Genomic DNA, 26,004 nt, shown 5'->3' on the forward strand with positions numbered 1-26,004 from the left:
GACCCTGACAGTGTTGCGCAGTACGATCGTTTTGAATATCAGATAATTTACCAGTCACCATCCCATAAAACAGGACAATCTCCGTCGCGCCATGAGCTTGCTGAATTTCGACATCGCCTTCTTGCGCAGCTATGTGGCTGGCATCGAGCTGGGCAGCTTTGCCCGCGCGGCGGACAAGGTGGGCCGTTCCACCTCGGCCGTCAGCGCGCAGCTGAAAAAACTCGAGGAGCAGGCGGACGTACCCCTGTTCCGCAAGGATGGCCGTGGACTGGCGCTGACGCCGGCCGGCGAAGTCTTGCTCGGCTATGCGCGCCGTTTGCTGGAACTGAACGACGAGGCGGCCGTCGCCTTGCGCGGCGCGGAACTGGAAGGCTGGATCCGGCTGGGCCTGCAAGAGGATTTTGGCGAAGCCTTGCTGCCCGACGTGCTGGGGCGCTTTGCCCGCGCGCATCCGAAGGTGCGCATCGAGGCGCACGTGGCGCGCAACACGGCCTTGATGCAAGGCCTGGCCATGGGCCAGCTGGACCTGGCCCTGCTGTGGGGCGGCGCGTGCATCGCCGACGTGGCCGAGTACCCGTCGCAGCAGCGCCAGCATATTGCCGAACCGGCCATGCGCTGGATCGCCTCGTCCAGCCTGGCCTGGCGGCCCGAGTCGGGCGAACCGTTGCCGCTCATTGCGTTCGATCGCGACTGCCTGTTCCAGCGCTGCGCTACGCAGGCGCTGGACCATGCCGGCATCGCCTGGCGCACGGCGTTTACCAGCCCCAGCCTGGCCGGTCTGTGGGCGGCGGCAGCAGCCGGGTTAGGCGTGACGGTGCGCACGGGCCTGGGCTTGCCCTCAACCGTGCGCGCGCTCGATCACGTGGCGGCGGGCTTGCCCGCCCTGCCCCCGTTGTCGCTGGAGCTGCTGCGCGCCTCCAGCGTGCCGAGGCCGCCCGTCGAGCGGCTGGCCAGCCTGATCATCGAGTCGCTGCAACAAGATGCGGCTTAAAACTCCTGCACCGTCGGGCGCAGCACGATTTCATTGATGCTCACGTCGTCCGGCTGCCCGATCGCATACGCGACGGCGCGTGCCACGGCGTCGGCGGGGATGGCTTGCTTGTAAAACTCCTTCAAGCCGGCCGCGCTTTCCGCATGGCTGCTGCCACCCGTCAGCTCCGTGGCGATGGCGCCGGGCAAGATGGTCGTGGTGCGGATGGTGCCGCCGCTGGCCGCCAGCTCATGGCGCAAGCCCTCCGAGATGGCGCTGACGGCAAACTTGGTGCCGCTGTAGACGGTCCCGCCAGGGCTGAAAACCTTTTGTCCCGCCACCGATGAGATATTGATGAAGTGGCCGCTGTTTTGTGCCTGGAAATGCGGCAGGACGGCAGCGATGCCATTCAACACGCCCTTGATGTTGATATCGATCATGTTGTTCCACTCGTCGACTTGCAAGGCGCTCATCGGCGCGATGGCCATCAACCCCGCATTGTTGATCAGCACATCGACCTTGCCGAACACGGCGAGGGCCGTGTCGATCAGATTCTTGACCTCGGCAGGCACCGTGACGTCGGTATCGGCAATGGCGGCCTGGCCGCCGGCGGCCGTGATTTCTTCGGCGAGGATGGTGAGCAGATCCATGCGCCGCGCACCGAGCACGACGCAGGCGCCCAGTGTGGCCAGATGGCGTGCCGTGGCTTCGCCCAGGCCGCTGCTGGCGCCGGTGATGACGACGACTTTCCCTGCGATATTTAGACTCATGATGGATTCCCTGTGGAGGCAGCAGAGTGCTGCGGATGACATCGATCAATGCTGGCACAGCTTAGCGCATTTGCGCCTTTTGTTGCTATAAAAAAGATAATTATTAAATGATAATTGTTAGGCGCGCGCAATCAGCACCTGCACGGGCGCCATGGGGAAATCGCTGGCGCTGTATTGCTCCACTTGCCGCCAGCCCGTGTCGCGCAACAGCTGCGCCAATTCTCCCTGGCGCGTCACCGTGCGGCCCAGCATGCGCATCGGCAAGTAATACGGTAGCACGCGCGCCGCGTCGCCGGCTGCCGGGGCGATTTCCGCCTGCACGCAGACGAACACGCCTCCGGGTTTCAAGGCTGCATGGATCTTGCGCAAGGCCGCCGCCATGTCGGGCACGAAATGCAGCACGGACGAGCACCAGATCAGATCGTAGCCACTGCCGATGTCGTCACTGTCCAGGTCGCCACCCAGCGTTTCCAGCCGGTCCGATAGTTGCGCATGGGCGATGTTCGCGGCCGCCACGGCCACCGTTTCCGGCCAGTCGAAAACGCAGCCGTGCAAGCCCGCATGGGCTTGCGCCAGTGCAATGGCAACCCAGCCCGGGCCGCCACCCACGTCAAGCAGGCGCAGCGGCGTGTGGCCGTTCGCAAACGGGGCGATGCGCTGCATCACGGACAGGGCCGCGCGCATGGTGACGGCGCGTTGTTCCTGGCCAATCTGTTGCTGCGCGGCAGCGGCCCAGTTGACCCCAGTCGCCGTGCTGTACGGTGCGGCCTTACCGCCCTCGCGCACCAGCGTACTCAGCTGCGTGGCGAAATGGCGCAGCGCATGCAGCCGGTACAGCCAGGCGTCGCCGCAAAAGGCCACGGAGTCGCGGCAGAAATACTGCAAGGTGGCGGCCGTGCAGCGGTAGCGCTGTGCCTCGCCATCGGCCGCATCGCGTTCCAGCACCTGCATGCTCCAGAGTAATTCCAGCAGCAGCGCCGTGTGCGGCGCGTGCAGCGACAGGGTGTCGGCCAGCTGCGCCGGCGTGTGCGGCGTGGCCAGCAATTCGAAAATGCCCAGTTCCAGGGCGGCGGCCAGCCCGTCCGCCTGCACGGGGGCGACGGCCAGGTCCCAGTAGGGTTGCAAGGCGTGTTGCGAGGTGAACGGCATGGTGCTTCCTTTCGGCGTAGTGAGCACGAGGTGTGCATAACGCTATTTTATGCAACAATGAGAATAATTATCATTTGCATTTGTATGCGACCCGGCGCATTTCATATGCGCGACGGCGCGCGCGAAAACAGGAGGAGCGATGATGGAACAGGACAGGGAAGCGGCAGGCTGGACGCGGCGCCAGCTTGATCCCGGCATGGGCGAGTGCCGCGCCGACCAGCGCCAGGTCGATCAGGGCTTGCTGCTCGTGCATTCCGATTACCGCCCGCGGCTGGCGCTCGTCGAGCAATCGAAGCATGACGATGCGGGCGGCATGGTGATCACCATCGGCCTGCAAGGCGCATCCTGCTACACGACGCGCGATGGCGAACAATTGCGTTTCCGGGGTGGCCATACGACGGTGACGGCGTTTCGCCACACGAGTGGCGAGCGCCGTTTCGAGGCGAATCAACGGGCGGCGCAATTGCGCGTGCTGGTCGCTGAAGACGCGCTGGCGCGCTACTGGCCGGAGGGACTGGCGTCATTGTTACCCCACGGTGGCGCGCGCCAGCTGGCGCATGCGGCCACCACGGCGGCCTCCGCCCTACAGGCGCGGGCGCTGTTGCGCGCGACGGACCCGCTGGCCGTGCATATCGGCGTGCTCAGTGTCCTGGCGGAACAGTTGCGGACACTGCGGCCGGCGCTCGCGTCCGCTCCCGCGCCGCGCTGGCCCGAGGCCGAGATGATCAAGCTGGAGCGTGCCTACGCGCTGATGCAGGAGCAGATGGCGCAAGACCTCACGCTCGATTACCTGTGCGCGCAAGTGGGGCTGAGCCTGTTCAAGCTCAAGCAGGGATGGCGCTACCGCTACAACGACAGTCCGCAGCGCACCCTGCTGGCGCTGCGCATGCAGCGGGCAAAGTTACTGCTGGAAAATGGTTGCCAGGTGGCGCAAGCGGGCTGGCAAACGGGCTATCGCCATCCGTCCAATTTCAGCGCCGCGTTCAGCCGCTATTTCGGCTACGCGCCGAAGACCGTGGGACGCGCTGGCACGTAAAAAGCCGGTGTAGAATCGGCGGGCAGCACACTCATACGACCCACAAGGAGACATGATGGCCCGCAAAATCTTTGTCAATCTGCCCGTCCAGTCGCTGGAACGTTCCGTAACGTTCTTCACGGCGCTGGGCTTCAGTTTCAACGCCCATTTCACGGATGAAACGGCGACGTGCATGATCGTTGCCGACGACATCTTCGTGATGCTGTTGACGCACGACAAATTCCAGCAATTTACGCCCAAGCAGCTGTGCGATACCAAGGTGGCGACGGAAGTGCTCGTGTGCCTGTCGGCCGAGAGCCGGGGCGAAGTCGATGCACTGGTGGCGAAGGCCGTCCAGGCGGGCGGCAGCATCTACAAGGAGCCGATGGATTTCGGCTTCATGTATGGCCACAGTTTCCAGGATATGGATGGACATCAGTGGGAGCTGATGTACATGGAACCAGGCGCCGTACCTGGCTGATAGGTGGTGGTGTCTGGTGGTGTCGGATTACGCGGCGTGCCGCCGCTAAGCCGACCTACGCGACAGATCGGGTAGGTCGGATTAGCGCGGCAACGCCGCGCGTAATCCGACGTCTCCGGCCAGCTCAGGAAGCCAGCGCCAATAAATCGACCACTTCCAGGCCGGCCAGGTCTTGCGTCGTGTTGCCCGCAAACGCGGCGCGGCTCGGCTGGCCGTTCTTCAGCCAGGTGCGCGTGACAGCCTTGATCTGCGCCAGGGTGCAATTGAGCACGCCGGTGCGGAATTGCTGGCGCACGGCTTCCGTCGTGCCGCGCTGCTGCATGTTCCACGCCGTCAGCGCTTCCGCGTATGGCGAGTGCGGCTTGTCGAGGCCCTTGATGACGCAGATGATGGCTTCTTCCACTTGTTCCTGCGAGAAATCGCCGTCGAGGATTTGATCCAGGGTCGTGCCGAAGTCGGCGTACGTGCCGGCCAGGCGCGGATCGCGGTAGGAACTCAACGTGAACGTGCCGGCGCCGGCCGCATAGCTGGCGCTGCCGCCATACGCGCCGCCTTTTTCGCGCAGGGCCGTATGCAGCACCTGGTTGGTCATCAGTTCGGCGGCCACGGCCAGGGCCGAAGCATCCGGATTGTGCACGCCAGGCACGGCCCAGGAAACGAAGCAATGGTTGATCTGGCTCGTCGCATGCAGGGCCGTGTTGGCCAGCGGCAAGGCAGTTGGCGTTGCCGTGTCGCTTGGCGTCGTCGCATCGGCGCTGGCTGCCGGCAATTCCAGCAAGCGGGCCAGCGTGATGCCATCTTGCTCCAGGCCTGCGCACAGCACGGTCGGCTGCTGGGCGATGATGTGCGCGTGCAGGGTGTCGAGTTCGCGGGCGATTTCCTGCAAGCCTGCCGACGTCTTGCTCAATTGCTGCAAGCGGCGGTAGAACGGCAGCGCTGCCGGGCCGCCGACGATGTCGTCGAAGCGGCGCGTGGGCGACAGCGGTGCCGCCGCGGCCAGCATGGCGTAGCGGTTGCCCGATTCGGCCAGGCTGGAGAGTTTGTCCTGCACCAGGCTTTCGATCAGGAAGGCCAGGCGCTCTTCTTCATCGAAGCGGGGCTTGGCGATCCAGGCCGACAGCACGGCGGCGATCGCCGCGTGTTCTTCACGCAAGCCGCTGGCCGAGAACGACAATTCCACGCGCATCGCTTGTTGCGGGCGGGGAATGGCTTCCAGGCCGATGTGGAACGAGGGGACCATGCTCTGGCGCCAGGCGCTGGCGTCGTCGAACGACATGTCGCCCACGCCCAGTTCCGGCGCCAGGTCCGTGTACAGGCGCAGCCAGGGCCACGACGCTTCCGGCAGGTTCGACACGTCGTACAGCACGTTGGCATAGCTGATGCCGTTCGAGGCGATACTGAACGCCACGGCGCCGTCGACGGCGGCGGGAATCGGCAGGGCCGGGCGCGGCAGCGCACTGACGTCGCCGGGGCGGATGCGCGGCAAGACTTCGGAATTCGACGGCAGTTGCTGATGCGCTTCCAGCGCGGCGGACTCGGCCACGATGTGCTCGCGTTCGGCATCCGTCAGCGTCGCTTGCAGGGCCGCCAGCTTGGCGTCTTCCTGCGCTGCGCGGTCCGTGAAGTAGGCGCTGTCGGGCACCACGTGGGTCGTCAAGCGGGTCGGATTGGCGATCAGCTCGCGCACCAGCTGCTTGAAGAATTCCGGGTCTTCGATCTGCTGTTCCAGCGTTTCCAGGATGGCCGCGTTGTCGAACGCGTCCATCACGTCGCCGCCGTACATGGCCAGCGGCAAGGCGTGCAGCAAGCGGCCCAGGCCGTAAGGCATGCGGCCGCTGCTGATTTCGCGCTGGCTGTACTTGATGTCGCGCAAGGCCGCGTGCAGCACGGCGGCGGGAATACCGTCTTCCGCCGTCTCTTCCAGGGCCGTCCAGATGCGCTGGTGCGCATCGGCGATCTGTTCCTGCGTCAAGCCTTCCATGCCGATGTGGAACACCATCTGGCGGATGCCCGCGTCGCGGCCATTCATATCCGATGGGCGGCCATAGCCGGCCGATTCCATGGCGCGCATGACGGGCGCCGACGATTCGCCCAGCAAGCCGTGCGACAGCAGATGCGCGTGGTAGTACGCGATGGGGTCGCTCGACTCGCCCATCAGCCAGGCGAATTGCAGGCCGAACTCATCGTCGCGCGCTTCCTGCGACGGAATCTTGACGATGTTTTCCTGCGGCGCGGTCCACGCGGGCGCCAACTGCGGCAGGCGGCGTTCGGAGAAACCGCTGAGCTTGGACAGCACGCGCTCGGCGACTTGTTCCTGCACGGCCGACGCTTCGATATTGCCGGCGGTCATGATCACGGCTTGCGACGGATGGTAGTGGCTGGCGTGGAATTCTTTCAGCATGTCATGCGTCAGTTCCGGGATCACCAGCGGATCGCCGCCCGACTCCACTTCATACGTCGTGCCCTTGAGCAAGGCGCTGGCGATGCCGCTGTCGAGCGCGCGCATGGGGCTGTTGAAAGCGCCCTTCATTTCATTGAAGACGATGCCCTGGTACATGAGCTTGTCGCCTTCGAACGCATGGCGCCAGCCTTCCTGGCGGAAATTCAGGTAATCGAGGTTCGGGAAGAAGGCCGCATCCAGGTAGACGTCGAGCAAGTTGAAGAAATCCTTGCGGTCGGTGCTGGCGAACGGGTACACGGTGCGGTCCGGGTAGGTCATCGCATTCATGAACGTGGCCGTCGAGCGGCGCAGCATCGAGAAGAAGGGGTCGCGCACCGGGTAGCGGGACGAGCCGCACAAGGCCAGGTGCTCGAGGATGTGGGCGCGCCCGTCGCTCACTTCCGGCACAGTGGGAAAGGCCACCAGGAACACCATCTCAGCCTGCTCGGTATGCATGTGGATATGGCGCATGCCCGTTGCTGGCTCGACATATTGTTCGATGGTTGCCTGCAAGACTGGAATGAAGTTGCTGCTGACTTTTTCAAATGTGCTCATGCGGTATGGGATCTCTGCGGTAGGTGATTCGGAGTGTCGGTGGGGCTGCATCACATATGGGGGCAAACTGGCGCAATGCCAGGGCGGGCCCCAGTTTGATGCCTGTATGAAGCTTTTCCCTATTGTACTAGGAGTATTCGTGCGCCGCCGCCGGGGCCTTGCTGGCGGCTGGAAAAGCGACAGTGTTGTAAAATTGATCATTCCAGGGTGGGTGGCGTCTCCGAATGAAAGCTTAGCGTACCATGCGCCTTTTACTGTCCAGACTGAACCGAAGGCGCCTACCTTGTCCCGACTTTCCTTTCGCCAACTGTTATTTGCCGCCTTCATTTTGACGACGGGCATTTTGACGGCCACCTCCGTGCAAGCCCTGCTGACCCTGGAACACCTGGCGCGGCTGGGGCGCGAGACGGCGGCGCAGGCGATTGCCTTGACGGAACAGTCGCAGCGCCTGTCCGAGCGCACGCTGGCCATGGAACGCAGCGCACGCCAATTCCTCGTGCTCGACGACCCCGTGTTCCGCGAGCGCTACGCGGCGGCCCGCGACGAAGCGACGGCGGCGCTGCAAGTGCTAAACCGGGCCACGCCCGAGTTCGCTCCCCAGCTGGCCGACGAATGGACGGTGCAGGCGCAATCGGCGTGGGAAGTCTTGCAAGCGGGTAAGCGCCGCAAGCGCGATGGCCATGCCGTCGTGTACCGCGCGTTTGCCCGCATGACGCAGATCAATGACAGCCTGGCGCGCGAAAGCAAGACGGAAATCGGCAGCCGCAACGACGCCCTGCTGGCCGAGCTGGAACGCCAGCGCCGCCTGCTGGGCGTGCTGGTGGGCGGCGCCGTGCTGCTGGCGGCCGTGCTGGCCACCTGCTTTGGCTTCCTGCTGTCGCGCCCGCTGCGCCGCATCGAGACGGCTATCGAGCGCCTGGGCGACAAGCGCTACGACCAGCCCATCGTCGTCGGCGGACCGGCCGATACGCGCCGCCTGGGCCAGCAGCTCGACTGGCTGCGCCAGCGCCTGGCTGATCTCGATGCCGACAAGGAGCGTTTTCTGCGCCACATTTCGCATGAGCTGAAAACGCCGCTGGCAGCCCTGCGCGAAGGCGTGGCCTTGCTGGAAGACGAGGTGGCCGGCAAGCTCAGCGACAGCCAGCGCGAAATCGCCGGCATCCTGCAGCAAAACACGGCCTCGCTGCAAACCCAGATCGAAGACTTGCTGCGCTACAATACCGCCGCTTTTGACGCCCAGCACCTGGCGCACAGCAAGGTCGATCTGCTGGTCTTGCTGCAAGATGTGGTGGCCGGGCAGCGCCTGCAATGGCTGGCGCGCCGTTTGACGGTCGAGGTGCAGGGCGAGTCCCTGATCGTGCAGGCCGACCGCGACAAGCTGGCGACGGCCTTGGCGAACCTGCTGTCGAATGCCGTGCGCTTCAGCCCGGAAGGCGGCACCGTACGGTTTACCCTGTCTTGCGAAGGCGGCCGCGTGCGCATCGACTGCATCGACGAGGGAGCCGGCGTGGCGCCCGAGGATGCCGCGCGGATTTTTGAACCGTTTTACCAGGGAGTGCGCCAGGCGGCCGGCGCGCGCAACGGCAATGGCATCGGCCTGTCCATCGTGCGCGAATATATCGCCGCCCACGATGGCAGCGTCACTCTTTTACCGCGCCCCGCCGGCGCGCATTTTCGGATAGAACTGCCCTTATGATGACGAGAATTTCCCTGGCCGGCATGGCCGCCAGCGCGCTGCTGTTGGGCGCTTGCGCCGCCAAGCCCCCCATCCAGACGCCCGTGCTGGTGCAAACGCCGCCGCGCGTGGTGGTGGTGGCCGATCCCCAGCTGACCGAATTGCTCGCGTATCAAGGCGCCTTGCGCCTGATGACGCCGTCGGAACTGGTGAAAGCGCAGCTGGACCTGGCCAAGGCCGATCACGCGCCGCACAACACGCTACGCCGCGCCATGCTGCAAGCGGCCTTGCGCGGTCCCGGCGACCTGGCCCGCGCGCAAGCCTTGCTGGAACCGCTGGCCACGGCCACGGGCAAGGACGCGCAATTGCTGGCGCCGCTGGCGCAATTGCTCGGCAGCCAGTATGCGGAGCTGCGCCGCCAGGAAGAGAGCATCGACAAGCTCAACACGCAGTTGCGCGACGCCCAGCGCCGCATCGACCAGCTCAATGAAAAACTGGAAGCACTGAAAAACATCGAGCGCAGCCTGTCCGTGCGCCCCGCCGCGGGAGCGCCGAAATGAGCGAGCACGCCCACATTCTATTGGTCGACGACGATCCCGACCTGCTGCGCCTGCTGACCATCCGCCTGAAGGCGGGCAACTATCGCGTGACGGCCGTGGGCAGCGCGGAAGCGGCACTGGCGCGCCTGGCCGTGGAATTGCCGGCCCTGGTCATTACCGACGTGCAATTACCGGGCCGCGACGGCCTGGCCTTGTTCGATGAAATCCGCCGCCAGCATTCGGCCCTGCCCGTGATTCTCTTGACGGCGCACGGTACCATCCCCGACGCCGTCGACGCGACGGCGCGCGGCGCGTTTGCGTATCTGACAAAGCCGTTCGACGGCAAGCTGCTGATGGAAAAAGTGGCGTATGCCATCAACTTGTCCACCGTCATGCCGGCCGCAGCGTCCGGTGACGAGAGCTGGCGTGCCGAGCTGATCAGCCGCAGTTCGCAGATGGCCGAACTGCTGGCCGAAGCCAAGCTGGTGGCGGGATCGGACGCCAGCATCCTGATCCGCGGACCCTCCGGCACGGGCAAGGAATTGCTGGCGCGCGCGCTGCACAACGCCAGCCGCCGCGCCAAGGCGCCGTTCATTGCCGTCAACTGCGGCGCCATTCCCGAGCAGCTGCTGGAATCGGAACTGTTTGGCCACGTCAAGGGTTCGTTTACGGGGGCCGTCGGCAATCGTGAAGGCTTGTTCCAGGCGGCCGATGGCGGCACCCTGTTTTTAGATGAGATCGGCGACATGCCCTTGCCGCTGCAGGTGAAACTGCTGCGCGTGCTGCAGGAACGGGCCGTGCGCCCCGTGGGCGCCGACCAGACGCGTCCGGTTGACGTGCGGCTCCTGTCCGCCACGCACCGCGACCTGGACGTGGCCATGCAGGAGGGGCAATTCCGCGAAGACTTGTATTACCGCCTGAACGTGGTGACCTTGACCCTGCCGCCGCTGGCCGAGCGCCGCGAAGATATCTCCCTGCTGGCGAATCATTTCCTGCAGAAACTGGCGGCCAAGTACCAGAAACCCCTGAATGGCTTCGCCCCTGACGCCTTGACTGCCCTGGTGGCCGCGCCATGGCCCGGCAATGTGCGCCAGTTGGTCAATGTCGTCGAGCAAGTGTGCGCGCTGGCCACGGCGCCGCTGGTGCCCTTGTCCCTGGTGCAGCGCGCGCTGCGCGTGCCATCCTTGGAGGCGCTCAGCTACAACGAAGCCAAGCAGCGCTTCGAGCGCGACTACCTGATTCAATTGCTGCGCCTGACGGATGGCAACGTGGCCGACGCGGCCCGCCTGGCCGACCGCAACCGCACGGAGTTCTATCGTTTATTACAGAAATACGAGCTGACGCCGGCCCTGTTCCGGCTTGACGGCGACCCTGTCGCTGAATAGCGACAAAAATAAAGCCTTGAAAATCAGGGGCTTGGCGTAAAACATTGACGGTCTTGCCACAAGCTGTCGCTGTCAGGCGACAAAAAGCCCCGTTTTTTCGGCCAGATCCGTCTGAAACGGGCTGGAAAAATCGAGTTAGAATGTAAGTCGTTGATTTTCAAGGAAATTTAAAAGCTGGCACGGTGCTTGCTGTATGGGTAGATGTGACGCTTCAAAGTGTTGCTTTATCCAAGTAAGAAGCTTTTAACTTCATTGAGAGGAACTACCATGCAAACATCGAAACTGTTCAATACCCTGGTTGCCGCTATCGTACTGTCGGGCGCCTCGATCACCGCTTCGCATGCAGCTGACTCCGCCCCAAAAGCACAAGCTCCTGCTGACACCGTAGTGGCCGCCAACGCTGCCGCTGCCGTCCCTGATGAAACCATCACTTCCTCGGCCAAGGCCGCCCTGAGCGCCGATGCGCAAGCCGCTGCCCTGCCAGTCAAGGTAGCAACCCAGCAAGGTGTGGTCGTCCTGTCGGGCGACGTGCCGAGCGCCGAAGCGGGTGACCGCGTCGTGCAGATCGTCGCTTCCGTGAGCGGCGTGAAAGAAATCAAGAACGAGCTGAAAGTCAAAGCCGCCGGTTAATCCCCTCGCGCTGTACTTTACTCCGGGTTGCCCTGTCTGCGGACAGGGCATTTTTTTGTCCGCCCGGTTTGCGCCGAAAAGCCAGGCCATGCCATCAGGCAAGGAATTGGGCAATACAGGTAGAATAGCCAGCACTGGCGCCGCTCCCGGCGCTGTTTGTCATCCCCGGCACAGCATGCTGTTGCAAGGCTGCGCCGTTACCAGGCTACCGCATGTCTTCTTTTTCTCCCGCTGCCCTGCTGCGCAATCTGAAACCCGATAATTTCACCATCGCCCTGCTCGTCACCGTGGCGCTGGCCACGTTCCTGCCCTGCACGGGCCAGACGGCCGTGGTCTTCGGCAATATCACCACGGTTGCCATCGGCGCCCTGTTCTTCCTGCATGGCGCCAAGCTGTCACGCGAAGCCGTGGTGGCCGGCGCCATGCACTGGCGCCTGCATTTGCTGGTGCTGGCCAGCACCTTTGTCCTGTTTCCGCTGCTGGGCCTGGCCTTGCGTCCGCTGGCGCTGACCTTCCTGACGCCCGACCTGTACATGGGCATTTTGTTCCTGTGCGCCCTGCCCTCCACCGTGCAGTCCTCGATCGCCATGACGGCCATGGCGCGCGGCAACGTACCGGCCGCCATTTGCAGCGCCTCGGCCTCGAACTTCATCGGCATCTTCCTCGCCCCCATCCTGGTGGGCTTGCTGGTAGCCAAGGGCGCGGAAAGCAAGTCGTCGGTGGACGCCGTGCTGTCCATCGTCATGCAGCTGCTGCTGCCATTCCTGGCCGGCCAGTTCCTGCGCCGCTGGATCGGCCGCTGGGTCGACCGCCATAAAGCCACCCTGAAATATGTCGACCAGGGTTCGATCTTGCTGGTGGTCTACACGGCCTTCAGCGAAGCCGTCAGCGAAGGCTTGTGGCATACGATTTCGGTGGAAACCCTGGTCGCCCTGGGCCTGATCAGCCTGCTGCTGCTGGCGCTGGTGCTGGGCATTTCCACCTTCATCAGCCGCCGCCTGGGTTTCAACAAGGAAGATGAAATCGCCATCGTCTTTTGCGCCTCGAAGAAAAGCTTGGCCAGCGGCGTACCGATGGCCAAGGTACTGTTTTCCACGCGTTCGCTGGGCATGGTGATCTTGCCGCTGATGCTGTTCCACCAGATTCAGCTGATGATCTGCGCCGTGATCGCGCAACGCTATGCGCGGCGCGATGAGGGGCAGGAAGTGCCGGCTTCAACGCTGTGATGGCTATCCTGCCCTAGCAGCAGCGCCTGCCGCAACCCCGCCACGATCACTTCGTAAGCCTGCCGCCGGCTCCCCTCATCCGGCGCGCGCAGCACATACGACGGGTGATATACGGCGACCACCCAGCGTCCATCGTGCCGGATGGGCGTGCCGACCAGCGGCGTCATGCTCACCGCGCCGTCCTGCAGGATGGATTTCAATGCCGTGCTGCCCAGCGCCACGATCACCTGCGGTTTCACGCTAGCCAATTCCTCTTCCAGCCAGCCATGGCAGGCGAGGATCTCGCGCTGCGCTGGCGTCTTGTGCAGGCGGCGCTTGCCACGTGGTTCCCACTTGAAATGCTTGACGGCATTGGTCAGATACACGCTGTCGCGTGCCATGCCCGCTTCCCGCAGCGCCTGGTCCAGCAGCGCGCCGGCCGGGCCCACGAAGGGCAAGCCTGCCAGGTCTTCCTGGTCGCCCGGCTGCTCGCCCACCAGCATGATGCGCGCCTGAGAATGCCCCGTGCCGGGCACGGCTTGCGTGGCGTGCTGCCACAGCGTGCAGCGGCGGCATTGGTCCAGGGTGGTGGGCAGTTCGCGCGCGGGCTGGGCGCGCTCGGCGGAGACCGGGATCATGGTGGCGCCGCTGCGCTGGCCCACGCTGGCCGTCTGGCCCGTGCGCCGTTCGCCATTCGCAGCGCCGCTGAGCATGGCAGGCACGATGGCGCCTTCGGGCAAGTTCTTCCAGAAGCGCGAGGGGATATGGCTGCGCAGCAGGCCTGCATTGACGCGCGCGGGATTGAAGATGCTGCGGTAGTAGGTCAGCCACAGGGCTTCGCCCGCATCGTCGATATCGGCCGCGCCGCTCAGCAGGGCCGGTCCCGCATGCAAGGTCGTGCCATCCCACAGCATGCTGGCGGTCGGCGTGGCGATCATCCAGCTGGCAGATCCCATGCGGCGGGCGAAGTGGCGCGCCACCTGCGGCAGCACGTCGTGCGTGGGCTCGAACCAGGCGACGAAGCGGGGTGCGCCCTCACTTTCCGCCCGCTCGCGGAAGCGCACATACGCATGCATGTCGTGCTCTTCGCGGCGCACGGCCTTGGCCATGGCGTGCAGGCGCGCGCCGTCCGCGTCAGCGGGAGAAAGTACATCGTGCTGGCCCAGTTGCCAGCGCCAGAGCACCTGGTACAGGAATGCCCAGCGGTCATGCACGTTGAAACAGGCGGCGCTTTCCAGCAATTCCACCAGGGAACGGGGCAGGCGCAGCAACGGCGCGCTGGTATCCGTCGCATCTGGCGTCGAGGAAAACAGGTCGCCATCACCGGGCTGTGACTGCCAGGCAACGTCGGCAGGCGGCACGCCGCGCGCGATCAGTTCGCGCGCGGCCGCGCGCCACTCGTCGAACGATTGCGCCAGCCGCACCACCGTACTCATGCGGCTTGCAGCTCCGGCCACAAATTCATCTGCTGCGGCGCTTCCGCCATGGCGCGGCGCAGGTGTTCGGAGGCAGTGGTGTCGCGCGCGGGAAAGTAGTCGACCGTGATGATGAAGGGGGCGATTTTCTTCATGCTGCAGCGCAGACGCGACAGGTCGGCGTAGCGCACTTGCCGCAACTGGCGCAGGTCGACGATGCGCTGCGCGTTGCGCAGGCCGATGCCGGGCACGCGGGCGATCATGTGCTGCGCCGCGCGGTTCAAGTCCAGCGGAAAATGTTCGCGGTGCGCCAGCGCCCACGCCAGTTTCGGATCGATATCGAGCGCCAGGTTGCCGCCCGTGGCGGGCAGCAGTTCGCTGGCCTGGAAACCATAGCTGCGCAGTAAAAAGTCGGCCTGGTACAGCCGGTGTTCGCGCAGCATGGGCGGCGGTGCCAGCGGCACGCTTTTCGGGCTGTCGGGGATGGGGCTGAAGGCCGAGTAATACACGCGCTTGAGTTTGTAGCTGCCATACAGAGTCTCAGCCGTGGAGAGGATTTGCTGGTCGTCGCTGGCGTCGGCGCCGACGATCATCTGCGTGCTTTGCCCGGCCGGCGCGAAGCGCGGCGACTTCGGTTCTTCCGCTTTCTCATCGAGCTTGCGGCGGATGGCGCCCATGGCCAGCTTGATCGTATGCACGCTTTTTTCCGGCGCCAGCTTTTGCACGCTGTCCTGCGTCGGCAATTCGATATTGACGCTGAGCCGGTCGGCATAGCGGCCCGCCTGCGCGATCAGGGCGGGATCGGCGTCGGGGATGGTTTTCAGATGGATATAGCCGCGGAACTGGTGCACCTCGCGCAACTCGCGTGCCACCTGCACCAGCTGCTCCATCGTATAGTCGGCCGACTGGATGATGCCGGAACTGAGGAACAGGCCGTCGATGTAGTTGCGCAGGTAAAAGTCGCTCGTCAGCTTGACCACCTCGGCCACCGTAAACCGCGCGCGCGGCACGTTCGAGCTGCGGCGGTTGACGCAGTACTGGCAGTCGTACAGGCAGTAATTCGTCAGCAGTACTTTCAGCAGCGAGACGCAGCGCCCGTCCGGGGTATAGCTGTGGCAAATGCCCATGCCCGAGGTGGCGCCAAAGCCCTCCTTGCCGATGGAATCGCGCTTGGGCGCGCCGCTGCTGGCGCAGGACGCGTCGTACTTGGCCGCATCGGCCAGGATTTCCAGCTTGTCCGTCAATTCCATGGTGCACCTCGATATACTGTGTTTATATACAGTATATCAGGAATGCGGTGCGACATAGTGCGCAAGAGGCTGCGTTTTTTGGCCAGTCAGGAATGGCCTGCAAACGGTAAGGACATTGCATATAAGTAATGAAATATGGTGCTAAGATATCAATGTTGGCTGGCGTTTCACTCTGTGAGGCTCTTAGCCAAAAATACCTCCGATCCACTCCCATGTTCAGCCTATCCCAGAAAAAATTCGTTTTATTATTTCTCGTCCTTTGCTTCCAGAGCCCGTTCGCGCAAAGCGACATCCTGCCCAAGCTCTCTGCCGTCTCCACAAACGCCTGCGATAAAAAAAATGGCGCATTGCAGATGAGCGTCGTGCTGGATAAGACCATCGCCGCCGCACACGAACCTGTTGGCGTGACCATCATGGTGGCGAATACCGGCAGAGATACCTTGCACTTGCCGTCCTTCATGGAACTGGAATCCTATTGGCTGCGTTTCGAGGTGCTCAATGAAAAAAACCAGCGGGTACACTGGTTGGGGCCGGAAATGAAAATAATTGAGACAGATGACAAGGTCTCTTTGGAAAAAGGCTACCAGTGGGGAAGAAAGTTCCACGATTTCGAGCGGCGCTACGCTGTATCCAAGGCCGGCACGTATCGCATACGGGCCATTTATGGCATATCGCCAGAGGGACGCTGTCCCTTTGGCCGCGTCGTCTCGGAAGTCGTCAGCTTGCGCATCCGCTAGCGGCATGCACGGGTTCGCAGACAGGCATGGCGTGATGTTTAGGTACTTGCAATGCAGGAGGCTGAGGCCATGAAGCTGGAAATAAAACTGGGCATAGGAGCCGTTTTGCTGGTTCTTTTTGCGTATTGGGTCATGCAGGAGCGGCGTACGAGCGGTGAGGAACCTGCCGTGACGCCGCTGGAGCAGCGGGCGATCGATGGGGATGGCAAGGCCATTGCCGAACTGCGCCAGGGATATTTGAAAAAAGGCGAAGTATCCACAGCGAATTACTGGCTGTATGCGGGAGCCCTGCGCGGGAATGCCGCATTGGTGGAGGAATATGCGCAACGGTTTGCGGCGATGCCGGAAGACAGGCAGGCGGCGCAAATACAAGGCATCAAGACCAGTTCCGCATCGCCCGCGCAAAAACAGGTCTTGCTTGAGAGGCTGGGCAGGAATTGATCGCTTCATCTGAGCGGTGAAATTGATCGGCTGGGTGTCGTCACGCTTCATCGGCGTACCGCAGCCGGCCTGTCCTCTCCCGGCGCCGGCTGCATTTTCCTCTTTTGCCGATTTGCCATTGCTTGACCCACGCGATGGCAGAACGCTATATATAAGTGTATATTACGGTCCTTGTTCACCGTTCACTTTACAAGGATACGACCATGCGCCTGACCTCCCTCGCCCGCCTGCTTGGCACCGCTCTTCTCGCTACTGCCGCCAGCTCCGCCTTTGCCGGCGAAGTGGTCGTGTCGGCCGCGGCCAGCCTGACGAATGCGTTCAAGGATGCGGCGCAAAGCTATGAGGCGCAGTATCCGGGCAGCAAGGTGTCCTTGAACTTTGCCGCCTCGGGCGTGCTGCTGCAACAGATCGTCAAGGGCGCGCCCGTCGACGTGTTTGCCTCGGCCGACCAGGAAACCATGGATGCGGCGCAAAAGCAGGGCCTCGTCTTGCCGGCCGACCGCATGGACTTCGTCGGCAACAGCCTGGTGCTGATCGTGCCGCACGACAGCAAGCTGGGCATCAAGAGCTTGAGCGACCTCACGCACAAGGGCGTGACCCGCGTGGCCATCGCCAATCCGGCCAGCGTGCCCGTCGGCCGCTATTCCGAAGGCGCGCTGAAAAAGGCGAATTTGTGGGATGCCGTGCAGACCAAGGCCATTGGCACGCAGAACGTGCGCCAGTCGCTCGACTATGTGGCGCGCGGCGAAGTCGATGCGGGCTTTGTCTACGCCACCGACGCGGCCATCATGAAAGACAAGGTCAACGTGGTGCTGGACGTGCCATTGGACGCGCCCGTGCTGTATCCGATCGCCACCATCAAGGGCAGCAGCAATGCGGCCGAAGCGAAGCGCTTCGTCAGCTACCTGCAGACGGCGCCGGCGCAAGCCATCCTGGCCAAGTACGGTTTCAAGAAACCATAATACAGGTAGGCGCCTGCATGGATATCGCCTGGACCGCGCTGGCCCTGTCGCTCAAGGTGGCGGCGTGGGCCACGGCGCTCAATTTGTTGCTCGGCATCGGCACGGGCTATCTGCTGGCGCGCACGCGTTTTCCCGGGCGCGAGCTGCTCGACGCCCTGTTGACCCTGCCGATGGTGATGCCGCCCACCGTACTCGGCTATTACCTGCTGGTGCTGCTGGGCCGGCGCGGCACCCTGGGCGTCTGGCTGCAGGACAGCTTCGGCATCAACCTGATTTTTACCTGGCAGGGCGCCGTGATCGCTTCCACCGTGGTCGCCTTTCCCCTCGTCTTCAAGCCGGCGCGCGCCGCCTTCGAAGCCGTCGATGGCCAACTGGAGCAGGCGGCCCGCGTGCTGGGCATTTCGGAACTGGCGATCTTTTTCCGCGTGACCTTGCCGCTGGCCTGGCGCGGCATCCTGGCCGGCGTGCTGCTGGGCTTCGTGCGCGCGCTGGGCGAATTCGGCGCCACCCTGATGGTGGCCGGCAGCATCCCCGGCAAGACGCAAACCCTGTCGGTGGCCGTGTATGAAGCCGTGCAGGCGGGCCAGGATGACGTGGCCAATACGCTGGTCCTGATTATCTCCTTTGTCTGCATCGTGGTGCTGTTGTCGGCTGGCCGCCTGGCGCCCGGGCGCATCGCGCACAAATGACGGCTATGATGACGCCTATGCAACTCGACCTCGACATTCGCGCCACCTTGCGCTCCGGCAAACGCCGCTTCGACATGCAAGTGCAATGCACGTCCGATAGCCAGCGCATCGCCATGTATGGCCCGTCCGGCGCCGGCAAGAGCATGACCCTGAAAGCCATTGCCGGACTCTTCACGCCTGACGCGGGCCATATCCGCCTGAACGGGCGCACCCTGTTCGATGCCGCCGCCGGCATCAACCTGCCGCCGCAGCAGCGCAATGTCGCCTACCTGTTCCAGGATTACGCGCTGTTCCCGCACCTGACGGTGCGCCAGAACGTGGGATTTGGCCTGGCGCGGGGCTGGTTCAATCCGCGCGCGCGCGAAAAATTGCAGAAGGTCGAGCATTGGCTTGACGCCTTCCACTTGCAGGAACTGGCGCACCAGTTTCCCGACGAGTTGTCCGGAGGCCAGCGCCAACGGGTGGCGCTGGCGAGGGCGCTTGTGGCAGAGCCGGCCGCGCTGCTGCTCGACGAGCCGTTTGCCGCCCTCGATCCGGCCCTGCGTGTCAAAATGCGTTTGGAACTGAGCCAATGGCAGCAGCGCCTGGACGTGCCCATGATCCTGATCACACACGATCCGGAAGATGCGCGCATCCTGGGCGAGCATGTGCTGTACTTGCGCGACGGACAGATCGATAACAGGGAAGAACACATGGCATTGGGTGAACGCATTGGATAAATCAGCGGCAGCGGAAATCGGCTTGCAAGGCTCGGTATGGATGACGGTGGGCGGAGAAAACCTGGGCGGTGCCGGCCGGGTGGAATTGCTGGGCGCTATCGCCGAATGTGGCTCCATCACGCAGGCGGCCAAGCTTGTGAAGATGAGCTACAAGGCGGCCTGGGACGCCATCGACGCGATGAACAACCTGGCCGGCGAGCCGCTGGTCGAGCGCCTGACGGGCGGCAAGGGCGGCGGCGGCACGCGGCTGACGCAGCGGGGGCGCCAGCTGGTCGACAATTTCCGCATCATCGAGCGTGAGCATGCCCGCTACCTGCGCCAGCTGGGCAGCCAGGCGGAAGGTATCGCCGACGATCTTTTACTCATACGGAGAATGGCCATGAAAACCACGGCACGCAATCAATTCCTGGGCAAGGTGGCCGAACTGAAACAGGGCGCCGTCAACGACGAAGTCACCCTGGAATTGCCCGGCGGCCAGCAGATCGTCGCCATCGTCACGCAAGGCAGCAGCGCAAGCCTGGGCCTGGTGCCGGGCGCGGAAGCGTTTGCGCTGATCAAGGCCTCGTCCATCATCCTTGTGGCGGACAGCGAAGGCGCGCGCTTTTCCGCGCGCAACCAGCTGGCCGGCACCGTCACGCGGGTGCAGACGGGTGCCGTCAACACGGAAGTGGTGCTGGACTTGCCGCGCGGCGGCACGATTGCGGCCATCATCACCAACCAGAGCAGCACCGACCTGGGCATCGCCATCGGCAGCAGCGTGACGGCGATCTTCAAGGCATCCAGCGTGATTCTGGGCGTGCCCGCCTAAACCCAAAGCAAGGACTGGGGTCCTACCCTGAGGGTACGACCCCGGCCTTTATCTCTTGGGTTCAAACGAGCTTAATCCTTCAGCCTGGACAACCAATCCGTCGCCGCCGCCAGCGCCTGCTCCAGTTCCTGCGCCGTGTGCGCCAGCAGCGCCGGCACATCGTCCAGGCGGCCCGCGTCGATGGCTTCCTCGGTGGCGAACGCGGCGCGGATCAGGCGTTTCGTGCCCAGGGTGCCCACGGAGCCGCGCACGCCGTGCAGGATGCGCGCCACGTCGCTGTGGCGGCCCGATTGCAACGCTGTTTCGGCGTCGCGCACGGGCGTCATGCCCTTGTTCAGCGCGTCTTCCACCATGCGCCGCAGCACGCCGCGCCCCTTCGCGTCGCGTCCCATCACGCGCATCAGAGGCGCCATGGAAAACACTTCTTCATCGGCGACGCGTACCGGCTCGGCCGCCTGCACTTGCGGGCGCTTGGGCAGGTGGCGCAGGATGACTTCCATCATCTCTTCCACCACCACGGGCTTGGCGATGAAGTCGCTGATGCCGGCCGTCATGCAGCGCTCGCGCTCGGACGCCAGCACGCCGGCCGTCATGGCGATCACGGGCAGGTTCAGGCGCAGTTCCGTGCGGATGATGTGGGTGGCGCTGAAACCGTCCATGACGGGCATCTGCATGTCCATCAGCACGATGTCGTAGCGCAGCGCTTCCGTGCGCAGCCGTTCCACGGCTTGCAAGCCGTCGCCCACCACGTCCAGGGTGGCGCCCATGTGTTCGAGGATGCCGCGCGCCACGGCCTGGTTCAAATGATTGTCTTCCACCAGCAGGAAATGCACGCCGGCCAGTTCCGTGCCCAGCGGCTGGTGCAGGATGCGCTGCTCGCCGCCGTCATTCTTGGCGATCAGCGCCTGGTGCAGGGCATCGAACAGGCTGGAGCCCGTGATCGGCTTCATCAGCACGACATCGGCCTCGGCCGCACTGGAGATTTCCTCCAGGTGGTTGCGGGCGAAGGCGTTGACCATCACCACGATGGGCTGGCGCTGGCCGCTGGCCGCCTGGCGGATGGCCTTGGCCGTGGCCAGTCCGTCCATCACGGGCATGTGCCAGTCGGCCAGCACCACATCATACGGCTGCTGCTGCGCCAGGCGTTCGCGGTACAGTTCGATGGCGGCAAAGCCGGAGTCCACTTCGTCGGCCAGCCAGCCCCACGCCTCGATCAGCTTGACGATCAGTTCGCGCGTGGTGCGGTTGTCGTCGGCCACCAGCAGGCGCAGCTGGCCCAGGGCCGGCGTGCGCCGCGTTTCGGCCGGCTGCGCCAGCATCTCGAAGGGCACGCTGAACCAGAAGCGGCTGCCCTTGCCTTCGCTGCTGGCGACGGCGATGTCGCCGCCCATCATGTGGATCAGCTGCTTGCTGATGGCCAGGCCCAGGCCCGTGCCGCCGAAGCGCCGCGTGATGCTCTGGTCGCCCTGCGAAAACGCGGCAAACAGCTGCTGTTGCTGCAGTTCCGTCATGCCGATGCCCGTGTCGCGCACTTCGAAGCGCAGCCAGGCGCGCCCGTTTTCGCTTTCGGCCAGGCTGACGGCCACCACCACTTCGCCGCTCTCGGTAAACTTGATGGCGTTGCCGGCCAGGTTGACGAGAATTTGCTGCAGGCGCTGGGCGTCGCCCACGAGGCGCCGCGGCACGTCGGGCTCGACGGCGATGGCCAGTTCCAGCTCCTTTTCGCCCGCATTCATGGTCATCGTCGTGGCCAGGGTATTCATGACTTCATCGAGGTCGAATTCGACGGGCGACAATTCCATGCGGCGCGCCTCGATCTTCGAATAGTCGAGCACATCGTTGAGGATGCCCAGCAGCGACTGGCCCGCCACTCTGACCATGGTCAGGTACTTGCGCTGTTCCGTGTCGAGCCTGGTATTGCCCAGCAAATACACCATGCCCAGCACGGCATTGAGGGGCGTGCGGATTTCATGGCTCATGTTGGCCACGAAATCGCTCTTCGCGCGGTTGGCCGCCTCGGCCCGGTCGCGTTCCTGCTCCAGCTCCGCCGCGCGCGCTTCGAGTTCCTGCTGCAGGCGGTCGCGTTCGCTCATCAGGCCATTGAACGCTTCCGTCAGTTCGCCGATCTCGTCGCGCTGCTGTACCGGCACGGGGGTGAAACGGCTGCCGCTGGTGCGCAGGGCCAGCAGGGTGTCGCGCAGGCGCACCAGCGGCGACAGCAGGCGCACGGTAACCAAGCCCAGAACAAAGGCGGCCAGCAGCGAAGCGAGGATGCTCCACAGCACCAGCCGGTACAGTACGCCGTCGAACGGTTCGAAGGCATCCTCGACGGGCAGCGAGGCGGCCAGCAGCCAGTTCACGGATTTCAGGCGCTTGAAGCTGTTGACGGCCGTGATGCCGCGGCTGTTGGTGCTGACCATGCTGCCTTCGCCATCCTCCTTCAGCAGCTGGGTGGTCGTCAGGTTGGCGTTCGGCTTGCGCGGCTGCAGCAAACGGCTGGTATCGGGGTGCAGCACATAGCGCGGCACGGCGCCGCGCGTGAGGATGAAGTAATAGCCGCTCTTGCCGATCTTTTCCGAGCGCAGGCGGCCCAGCAGATTGTCCTTGTACAGGCGCAGCACGCCGATCACCACGCCGGCCACCTGGCCATCGGCGGCCAGCACGGGCGCCACCATCTGCACGATGGGCATGCCGCTCGACTTGCCCAGCATCGGCTCGGTAATCATGGGCTGGCGCGTGCGCAGGACGGTCTGGAAGTACTCGCGCTCGGCGACGTTGATGCCGGCGCGCCCCGTCACTTCCGGCATGTCGGCCACGATGGCGCCATGCGCGTCGAGCACCAGCACGTCGTCGAACAGCACCAGCATCGAGCGGCGCGCATAGTATTCGCGCAGTTTGGCGGGCTGGGCGATCAGTTCCGGCGGCTGCTGCCTGGCCGTCAGGGTGACAATCTGCAGCAGCATGCCCAGCTTGTCGTCGAGCTCGGCAGCGGTGCGGCTGATCAGGGATGACTGCTGGCTCAGCAGTACTCGGGTGAAGTCGTCGCGCATGTGCTGCACCTGGATCATGGTGACCAGCGCGATCATGGCGATCGAGGTCAGGCTGGTGGCCAGCGCGACTTTTGCTTTAATGCCGAGAGGCTTCATGATTTCCTTTTCAGTGCCGGGCGGCACAGGCGGCAGATAATGCTGTCAGGAATTTTCCTATCAATACCCCAGCTTGGCAAGCGCCGCCGCGCAAATTGCCCGCCCCGTATGGGCTTTTGACGATGTTGCCATATAATTAAAGGCTGGACGTCGTTTATTCGCCGAATTTACGGTGAAATTGGCATACGGCAACCCTGTATGCAGCTGTATGCAGTAAACTTGTTGTTGCATTTTCTAAAAGGTACCGACATGACTGAAGCGCTACTCACTCCCACCTTGCCCACCGTGAACGTGGAGGCGTTGCGTGCACGATGCTCGACCTGCAGCATGCATCAATTGTGCCTGCCGATGGGCCTTGATGTGGGCGACATGGATAGGCTGGACCAGATCATCGGCCGCCGCCGCAAGATCGTGCGCGGGGCCTCGCTGTTCCGCATCGGCGACTCGTTCCAGAACCTGTACGCGATCCGCCTGGGGCACTTCAAGACCTACCAGATCAATCCGGGTGGCGAAGAGCAGGTGACGGGTTTCCAGATGGCGGGTGAACTGCTGGGCATGGATGCCATCAGCGCCGACCGCCACCACTGTAATGCCGTGGCGCTGGAAGACAGCGAAGTGTGTGAAATTCCGTTTTCCAGCCTGGAACAATTGCTGGGCAATATGCCGACCCTGCTGCGTCATTTCCACCGCATGATGAGCCAGGAAATCACGCGCGAGCAAAGCGTCATGCTATTGCTGGGCAATATGCAGGCGACCCAGCGTTTTGCCGCCTTCATCGTCAACCTGGCGTCGCGCTATGAAGCACGCGGCTATTCGGGCAGCAATTTCCAGCTGCGCATGTCGCGCGAGGAAATCGGCAACTACCTGGGCCTGACCATCGAAAGCGTCAGCCGCTTATTGTCGAAATTCAAGAAAGAAGGCTGGCTGCGCGTCTCGAACCGCGAGATCGAAATCCTGCAGCCGGCCAAGTTGAAAGCGATTACGGCCGGTACGGACGTCTGCAAATAAGACTTACAGTTCTTCATCCGCGTGCAGCGCGATGCTGCGTTGCAGGGGCCAGGTCCAGATGCCGGACAGGCGCCACTCGCGTTTGTCGTTTTCCACCAGCACTTGCCAGCGGCTGCGCTCGAGCATCGGCAGTGCCACGGAAAAATTGCCGGCCGCATCGGGCTGCACCAGCAGCTTGATATCCTTTTCCGGCAGGGTCGCATGCGCCAGGTGCAGCAGCAAAGGCGCCTGATAAGCCTTGCCGAAGCTGTGCACGGAACCACTGAGGCGCGCTGCAGCCACGTCATATGACAGGCGCGTATCCATGGCCAGGTCGCTGGCGATCGTGTCGCGCTTCAAATCCTGGTTGATCGCCTTGCCCTGCTTGTAATAATCGCCCACCACCAGCGCATCGGGCTGCGTAAATGCGATATAGCCCATGAAGCTGCCGACGACCACGGACAGGCCGGGACCGATCATCAGCAGCCATGGCCAGCGATGCTTGTACCACGGTGCAACGGGTGCTTGCAGTTTCAGACTGTCGGACATGATATTTCTCCTGTTTAATCAGCCAGTCCCCGCATGGGGACCGGCCTTCCTGCAACTTCGTGGCGGCGGCGAGGGCACCCGGTCCCCGTCCGCCTTTCCTTGTTAACGTGGCACGATGAATACCGCGCTTTCACGCACATGCAGCGATGGATCGTCCAGCGATTGCAATTCGATCGCAATCTTGTTCGAGCCCTTCTCGCCGACGCCGTGCGGCACGCGCAGGCGGATCGGCCAGCCCAGCGTTTCCGTTGGCTGCAAGGTCACTTCTTCGCGCGTCAGCAAGGTCAGGCCCGGCAAGCCGGAAGCGCTGATTTTAAAATGCTGGCTTTGCTCGGACGTATTCATGATCTGCAGGCGGTAGACGTTTTCGATCATGCCGTCCTCCACTTCGCGTCCCATCGAACCGCGGTCGCGGATCACGTCCATTTTCAGGGGCGTGCGCAGGGCCAGCGAGGTACACACGGCGATGATGATCAGGGCCAGGATGGAAGTGTAGATCAAGACGCGCGGGCGCATGGCGCGCTGGCGTATCTGCTTCGAATTGAAGTTGTTTTCCATCGCATGGTCGGTGCTGTAGCGTATCAGGCCGCGCGGCCGCTCGACCTTGTCCATCACGCTGTTGCAGGCATCGACGCAGGCGGCGCAGCCGATGCATTCATACTGCAGGCCGTTGCGGATATCGATGCCGGTCGGACACACCTGCACGCACAGGGTACAGTCGATGCAATCGCCCAGCTTGTCGTTGTTGCCGGCCTTCTTGCTCATGGCGCCACGCGGTTCGCCGCGCTTGGCATCGTAGGTGATGATCAGCGTGTCCTGGTCGAACATGGCGCTCTGGAAGCGCGCGTAGGGGCACATGTATTTGCACACTTGCTCGCGCAGCCAGCCCGCGTTGCCGTAGGTTGCCAGGCTGTAGAACAAGACCCAGAACCATTCCCAGGGACCGAAATTGAGGGTGGTCACCGACTGCGCCAGTTCCTTGATCGGCGTGAAGTAGCCGACAAAGGTAAAACCCGTCCACAGGGCGATGGCGCCCCATACCAGGTGCTTGGCCGTCTTCTTGAACGCCTTGCGCACGGAGGGGCCCTGCTTGTCGAGAGCCATGCGCGCGCTGCGCGTGCCCTCGATGCGGCGTTCGACCCACAGGAAAATTTCCGTGTATACCGTTTGCGGGCAGGAGAACCCGCACCACACCCGCCCGGCAATGGCCGTGACGAGGAACAACAAATACGCACAGATGATCAGCAGGGCCGCCAGATAGATGAAATCCTGGGGCCACAGCACGACGCCGAAAATGTAGAACTTGCGCGTGGTCAAATCGAACAGCAGGGCTTGCCTGCCATTCCAGGTCAACCACGGCAAGCCGTAGAACGCCAGCTGGGTAAGCCATACGCATACCCATCGCCAGGTAGCGTAGCGTCCTTTGGCCTCGCGAGGGTAGATTTGCTCGCGGGCCGCATACATCTTGATGACTTGAGGTTCCATTT

The 26,004-nt window shown here is 63.5% G+C and carries 23 protein-coding genes; 15 read left to right on the forward strand and 8 right to left on the reverse strand.

Features of this window, described 5'->3' with window-relative positions:
• Positions 1-91 precede the first annotated feature (91 nt).
• Positions 92-991: a LysR substrate-binding domain-containing protein gene (locus tag CSQ92_RS23645; protein WP_099395557.1), complete on the forward strand. Its 900-nt coding sequence runs from the start codon at positions 92-94 to the stop codon at positions 989-991.
• Here CSQ92_RS23645 and CSQ92_RS23650 read toward each other — a convergent pair.
• Positions 988-1,740, reverse strand: a complete 753-nt coding sequence (locus tag CSQ92_RS23650; RefSeq protein ID WP_070257866.1) for an SDR family oxidoreductase — start codon at positions 1,738-1,740, stop codon at positions 988-990. The genes CSQ92_RS23645 and CSQ92_RS23650 overlap by 4 nt on opposite strands.
• Before the next feature lie 117 nt (positions 1,741-1,857).
• Complete coding sequence (locus CSQ92_RS23655) at positions 1,858-2,889, reverse strand: methyltransferase domain-containing protein (RefSeq protein WP_099395558.1); 1,032 nt, start codon at positions 2,887-2,889, stop codon at positions 1,858-1,860.
• A 139-nt stretch (positions 2,890-3,028) separates the two neighbouring features.
• Here CSQ92_RS23655 and CSQ92_RS23660 point away from each other — a divergent pair, with 139 nt between their 5' ends.
• The gene (locus CSQ92_RS23660; protein WP_099395559.1) at positions 3,029-3,925 is read left to right on the forward strand and encodes a helix-turn-helix domain-containing protein; all 897 of its coding nucleotides are present in this window, start codon (positions 3,029-3,031) and stop codon (positions 3,923-3,925) included.
• A gap of 55 nt (positions 3,926-3,980) precedes the next feature.
• Entirely contained in the window at positions 3,981-4,385 is a 405-nt protein-coding gene (locus CSQ92_RS23665; RefSeq protein WP_099395608.1) for a VOC family protein, read from the forward strand.
• A 124-nt stretch (positions 4,386-4,509) separates the two neighbouring features.
• Here the strand turns inward: CSQ92_RS23665 and CSQ92_RS23670 are convergent, their stop codons facing one another.
• The gene (locus CSQ92_RS23670; protein WP_099395560.1) at positions 4,510-7,380 is read right to left on the reverse strand and encodes an insulinase family protein; all 2,871 of its coding nucleotides are present in this window, start codon (positions 7,378-7,380) and stop codon (positions 4,510-4,512) included.
• A 283-nt stretch (positions 7,381-7,663) separates the two neighbouring features.
• Here CSQ92_RS23670 and CSQ92_RS23675 point away from each other — a divergent pair, with 283 nt between their 5' ends.
• From CSQ92_RS23675 to CSQ92_RS23695, 5 genes are all read left to right on the forward strand, one after another.
• Positions 7,664-9,076: a HAMP domain-containing sensor histidine kinase gene (locus CSQ92_RS23675; protein ID WP_070257870.1), complete on the forward strand. Its 1,413-nt coding sequence runs from the start codon at positions 7,664-7,666 to the stop codon at positions 9,074-9,076.
• A complete protein-coding gene (locus tag CSQ92_RS23680; RefSeq protein ID WP_070282968.1) occupies positions 9,073-9,615 on the forward strand; it encodes a hypothetical protein in 543 nt (180 codons plus the stop codon). The genes CSQ92_RS23675 and CSQ92_RS23680 overlap by 4 nt, the downstream gene beginning before the upstream one ends.
• Complete coding sequence (locus CSQ92_RS23685; protein WP_070257872.1) at positions 9,612-10,979, forward strand: sigma 54-interacting transcriptional regulator; 1,368 nt, start codon at positions 9,612-9,614, stop codon at positions 10,977-10,979. Before CSQ92_RS23680 ends, CSQ92_RS23685 begins: the two co-directional genes overlap by 4 nt.
• A 267-nt stretch (positions 10,980-11,246) precedes the next feature.
• Positions 11,247-11,609 carry a BON domain-containing protein gene (locus CSQ92_RS23690; protein WP_034752546.1) on the forward strand — a complete coding sequence of 121 codons (363 nt, stop codon included), beginning with the start codon at positions 11,247-11,249 and terminating at the stop codon, positions 11,607-11,609.
• A gap of 212 nt (positions 11,610-11,821) precedes the next feature.
• Positions 11,822-12,835 carry a bile acid:sodium symporter family protein gene (locus tag CSQ92_RS23695; protein ID WP_099395561.1) on the forward strand — a complete coding sequence of 338 codons (1,014 nt, stop codon included), beginning with the start codon at positions 11,822-11,824 and terminating at the stop codon, positions 12,833-12,835.
• Here CSQ92_RS23695 and CSQ92_RS23700 read toward each other — a convergent pair.
• Both CSQ92_RS23700 and CSQ92_RS23705 read right to left on the reverse strand, forming a co-directional pair.
• A complete protein-coding gene (locus CSQ92_RS23700; RefSeq protein WP_099395562.1) occupies positions 12,787-14,250 on the reverse strand; it encodes a UdgX family uracil-DNA binding protein in 1,464 nt (487 codons plus the stop codon). The two genes, CSQ92_RS23695 and CSQ92_RS23700, sit on opposite strands and share 49 nt — an antisense overlap.
• Complete coding sequence (locus CSQ92_RS23705) at positions 14,247-15,479, reverse strand: putative DNA modification/repair radical SAM protein (RefSeq protein WP_099395563.1); 1,233 nt, start codon at positions 15,477-15,479, stop codon at positions 14,247-14,249. The genes CSQ92_RS23700 and CSQ92_RS23705 overlap by 4 nt, the downstream gene beginning before the upstream one ends.
• A 212-nt stretch (positions 15,480-15,691) precedes the next feature.
• Here CSQ92_RS23705 and CSQ92_RS23710 point away from each other — a divergent pair, with 212 nt between their 5' ends.
• From CSQ92_RS23710 to CSQ92_RS23735, 6 genes are all read left to right on the forward strand, one after another.
• Complete coding sequence (locus CSQ92_RS23710) at positions 15,692-16,216, forward strand: hypothetical protein (protein WP_143450420.1); 525 nt, start codon at positions 15,692-15,694, stop codon at positions 16,214-16,216.
• Positions 16,217-16,285: 69 nt separating this feature from the next.
• Entirely contained in the window at positions 16,286-16,657 is a 372-nt protein-coding gene (locus tag CSQ92_RS23715; protein ID WP_143450421.1) for a hypothetical protein, read from the forward strand.
• Positions 16,658-16,860: 203 nt separating this feature from the next.
• Positions 16,861-17,619 carry a molybdate ABC transporter substrate-binding protein gene (gene modA, locus CSQ92_RS23720; protein ID WP_099395566.1) on the forward strand — a complete coding sequence of 253 codons (759 nt, stop codon included), beginning with the start codon at positions 16,861-16,863 and terminating at the stop codon, positions 17,617-17,619.
• A 17-nt stretch (positions 17,620-17,636) separates the two neighbouring features.
• On the forward strand, positions 17,637-18,308 hold the full coding sequence (gene modB / locus CSQ92_RS23725) for a molybdate ABC transporter permease subunit (RefSeq protein ID WP_099389670.1): 672 nt from the start codon (positions 17,637-17,639) through the stop codon (positions 18,306-18,308).
• A 17-nt stretch (positions 18,309-18,325) separates the two neighbouring features.
• Positions 18,326-19,027 carry a sulfate/molybdate ABC transporter ATP-binding protein gene (locus CSQ92_RS23730; protein ID WP_034782708.1) on the forward strand — a complete coding sequence of 234 codons (702 nt, stop codon included), beginning with the start codon at positions 18,326-18,328 and terminating at the stop codon, positions 19,025-19,027.
• Positions 19,028-19,067: 40 nt separating this feature from the next.
• Positions 19,068-19,835 carry a TOBE domain-containing protein gene (locus CSQ92_RS23735; RefSeq protein ID WP_052140146.1) on the forward strand — a complete coding sequence of 256 codons (768 nt, stop codon included), beginning with the start codon at positions 19,068-19,070 and terminating at the stop codon, positions 19,833-19,835.
• Between the two features lie 71 nt (positions 19,836-19,906).
• On the opposite strand, the gene CSQ92_RS23740 is transcribed toward CSQ92_RS23735, so the two are convergent.
• Positions 19,907-22,981, reverse strand: a complete 3,075-nt coding sequence (locus CSQ92_RS23740) for a response regulator (protein ID WP_099395609.1) — start codon at positions 22,979-22,981, stop codon at positions 19,907-19,909.
• 249 nt (positions 22,982-23,230) lie between these two features.
• Between CSQ92_RS23740 and fnr the strand changes: the two genes are divergently transcribed.
• Complete coding sequence (fnr, locus tag CSQ92_RS23745) at positions 23,231-23,989, forward strand: fumarate/nitrate reduction transcriptional regulator Fnr (protein ID WP_034782711.1); 759 nt, start codon at positions 23,231-23,233, stop codon at positions 23,987-23,989.
• A 3-nt stretch (positions 23,990-23,992) separates the two neighbouring features.
• Here fnr and CSQ92_RS23750 read toward each other — a convergent pair whose 3' ends face one another.
• Both CSQ92_RS23750 and ccoG read right to left on the reverse strand, forming a co-directional pair.
• Positions 23,993-24,517, reverse strand: coding sequence for a FixH family protein (locus tag CSQ92_RS23750; RefSeq protein ID WP_034782712.1), 525 nt, complete (start codon positions 24,515-24,517; stop codon positions 23,993-23,995).
• 102 nt (positions 24,518-24,619) lie between these two features.
• Positions 24,620-26,002, reverse strand: coding sequence for a cytochrome c oxidase accessory protein CcoG (gene ccoG, locus CSQ92_RS23755; protein ID WP_034782714.1), 1,383 nt, complete (start codon positions 26,000-26,002; stop codon positions 24,620-24,622).
• Positions 26,003-26,004 lie beyond the last annotated feature (2 nt).

The sequence above is a fragment of the Janthinobacterium sp. BJB446 genome (genome assembly GCF_002735655.1).
GTDB lineage: Bacteria > Pseudomonadota > Gammaproteobacteria > Burkholderiales > Burkholderiaceae_D > Janthinobacterium > Janthinobacterium lividum.